We start from the raw sequence: 2,377 nt of genomic DNA on the forward strand, positions 1-2,377 counted from the left end.
AAATTTTTTCCGCTAAAATCCAACCTGATTTTCCTCTAAAAACCGCAATATTGGTATAAAATTGCAGATAACGGAAAAAGTATTGGCGAAGTGCGGGCTTAATTTGAACGAATGTTCAAGTTCAGACCAAATGGAGCCGATGCTTTTTCAGATTGTCTAAATTATGAAAAAAAACAATATGAAAAGCAGCGGCGGATAAATTTTTCAAATCTTTCTACTATATATTTAACCCCGCATTTTGCCAATACAATGTTAACTGCAGTAAGAATTTTTTCTAATCGTAATGAAATCTACATTTTGCAATTAAGATTTCATTTTCTTGATATTTATAAATTAATCTGTGTTCATCGTCAATTCGACGAGACCAAAATCCAGAATATTTATGCTTTAAAGGTTCTGGCTTTCCAATTCCCTCAAACGGATTTCTTGAAATATCCTTAAGCAAATCATTGATTCGTTTCAATTTCTTTTTATCTGTTTTCTGCCAATACAAATAATCTTCCCAAGATTCGTCTACAAAAGTATATTTCATATTACTCTTCAATTAAATCCTTTGAAAATGATTTTCCGCTTTTCAATTTTTCAATTGCTGAATCCAAACGCATTTCGTTTTTTCTCGATGATAATTCATAATTAGTTGCCATCAAAGAATTATATTCCTCTAAAGACATGACAACAATTCCCGAATCTTTTCCGCGATTGATAATTAGAGTTTCAAAATTTTTTGCAACTCTATCTAAATATGATTTTATGTCTTTTCTAAAATCAGAAACACTTGCAATTAGCATAATTTTGTATTTTTATTTGTACAAATATATGTACAAATTTTCTAAATTACAAACTATGCGGAATTTTGGAATCTTATTGCAGTTAACGGAAAAAGTATTGGCAAAGTGCGGGCTTAATTTGAACGAAAGTTCAAGTTCAGACCAAACGTAGCCGATGCTTTTTTCGGATTGTTAAATTACAAAAATAATCAATACGGAAAAGCAATCGGCGGATAAATATTACAAATATTTCAATCTAGGATTTAACCCCGCATTTTGCCAATACAATGTTGTGCGATGTGTTTTTAATGTGTTATTATTTTTTGATTAATTGTTTTTTGTTCAGTTTTTAGTGAAAGAATATATTTTCCCTTTCGATACTTATTTGTTTTTATATTGATGTTTTGTACGTTTGCAAATTCTTGAAAATAAACTTGTCGACCACTCATATCAAATATTGTGACAGAGAAATCTTCATTTAGTCGTTTTGCTAACAAAATATTTACTTCTGTAGTTGAAGGGTTCGGATAGATTTTAAATTTTATATCTTTTAATTCTTGAGCTTCCAATGACTCATTCAAGCCGTTATTATTTTTCCAAATTAATCCTTTATTTAAATTACCATTCCTTTTACTTCCCACGATGTATCCAGTATTTTCATTTGCAAAATGTATTTTTTTAAATAAAAAATCGTGAGTGTGAGGAAACATGTAATTTGAATTTTCACCAGTATCTGATGTTTTTAAAATTCCACGAATAGGTGTTGCATAATCTAATGTCTCCCAATAGAAAATACCCCATATCATATTATTGTTTAAAACAAACATATCTGACAATTTGGGATAAGAATTATAAACAATATCAAATGTATTTCCGCCATTTATTGTTTTATAAAGACCATTTGAATAGGAAAATCCAATGTTTTCATTTAAGAAACAGAAAGGGGAGACAGCATTGATTTCTCGCCAAGTTAGTCCGCCATCTGATGTTTTCGCCATGTTATTTCCTAATTCCCAATATATTTCATGATCAGAGTATCGGCTCACAAAACCTATATTATTATTAATAAACTGAACTTTATCTTTGTATGGTATTGAAATAGGATTACTCCAATTATTGCCTCCATCTGTGCTTTTTATAAGACCATTGTCTGTTGTAATAAAAATCACATCTTCATTTACACAAGAAACGTCAATAAAATTTGCTTCAGGACCAGAATAAATGTTTGACCAGGATTCGCCACCATCAATTGTTTTTAGTAGAGTATTTACTGAACCAAGAATGTATCCAATATTTGCTGTCACGAATTTTAACTTTACAAGTTTATTTGTAGTTCCAGAAGGTTTAATTTGCCAAGTTTCTCCTCCATCAATAGTTTTTGCAATTGTTCCGCGATCTCCAATTACGAGTGCGATATTAGAATTAATTGCATATACATCATTAAAGCTAGTAACTTCTATGCCATGATCTACTTCAATCCATTGCGCAAAACATGGAAATGTGAAAATAAATAAAAAAAATGTAAAAAATGTTTTCATAAAAAGTACTTTTGTTAATGGGTGGTCTCAAATTGCTAGTGCAACTTTTGTTTTTGTAAAAGTATTATTTTT

General features: G+C 29.8%; 3 protein-coding genes. All 3 read right to left on the reverse strand.

Features of this window, described 5'->3' with window-relative positions; translation table 11 throughout:
• Positions 1-274: 274 nt before the first annotated feature.
• Entirely contained in the window at positions 275-532 is a 258-nt protein-coding gene (locus RT037_RS13760; RefSeq protein ID WP_079665345.1) for a Txe/YoeB family addiction module toxin, read from the reverse strand.
• Position 533: 1 nt separating this feature from the next.
• A complete protein-coding gene (locus RT037_RS13765; protein WP_079668357.1) occupies positions 534-788 on the reverse strand; it encodes a type II toxin-antitoxin system Phd/YefM family antitoxin in 255 nt (84 codons plus the stop codon).
• 284 nt (positions 789-1,072) lie between these two features.
• Positions 1,073-2,305: a YCF48-related protein gene (locus RT037_RS13770; protein WP_313032353.1), complete on the reverse strand. Its 1,233-nt coding sequence runs from the start codon at positions 2,303-2,305 to the stop codon at positions 1,073-1,075.
• Positions 2,306-2,377 lie beyond the last annotated feature (72 nt).

Origin of the sequence: Soonwooa sp., assembly GCF_032062245.1 — a bacterium.
In the GTDB taxonomy this organism is placed as follows: domain Bacteria; phylum Bacteroidota; class Bacteroidia; order Flavobacteriales; family Weeksellaceae; genus Soonwooa.

Coding starts and splice junctions, on each gene's coding strand:
- RT037_RS13770 (WP_313032353.1), bottom strand. CDS start 2,305: ATGAAAACATTTTTTACATTTTTTTTATTTATTTTCACATTTCCATGT.
- RT037_RS13760 (WP_079665345.1), bottom strand. CDS start 532: ATGAAATATACTTTTGTAGACGAATCTTGGGAAGATTATTTGTATTGG.
- RT037_RS13765 (WP_079668357.1), bottom strand. CDS start 788: ATGCTAATTGCAAGTGTTTCTGATTTTAGAAAAGACATAAAATCATAT.